This is a genomic window from Vibrio sp. 2134-1, assembly GCF_033339495.1.
Window position 1 is genome coordinate 1 of the sequence record NZ_JAWOUS010000923.1, and the last position, 526, is coordinate 526.

General features: G+C 46.6%; 2 pseudogenes. Both read right to left on the reverse strand.

Going from position 1 to position 526, the window contains the following annotated elements:
- Positions 1 to 111, reverse strand: a pseudogene (locus R7R78_RS29280) (dienelactone hydrolase family protein); the annotation flags it as partial.
- A 168-nt stretch (positions 112 to 279) separates the two neighbouring features.
- Positions 280 to 526 (reverse strand): annotated as a pseudogene (locus tag R7R78_RS29285) (glycosyl transferase); the annotation flags it as partial.

Genomic DNA, 526 nt, shown 5'->3' on the forward strand with positions numbered 1-526 from the left:
AAATTCTCGGCGCGAGATCTTTCCGTGCGCGTATTCGTCGTACCAATCGAAGGCTTCTTGCGGGATGGGGTGAGCCGCCTTTTCACTTGACGTCGTGTGCTTTAGCATTATCCATGTCCTCATTTCTTATCGAAAAGTAAACCCATCACCGCAATGGTGATGTTTATGCTAACCAGCAAAGAGAGACTTGTGGTGATAAATTCATCACTGACGAGCATACACAAACAATAGATAAAGGATTCCGATCCAACAACTTTGTATCGTCAGGCACTCATGCAATCAGTTCGCTGCGCAATACGACGCCCAGTACGAAAATGCACGTTCAAAAGCTTGTTCTCTGTCATGCATTTCAGCAAACAAGACAACCGCTATGGTAGCTAACACCGTGTTCGCCATTTGATTCATGTCGGTTTCTTCTGTACCAAATGGACAAACCGTAGGCATTGGCACCTCTGACAGCATTTGCTCTGTCCAGTAGTGAGATGTCACGCCACTGGGTTGACTAAGCCATACTGTCTGGCTCACT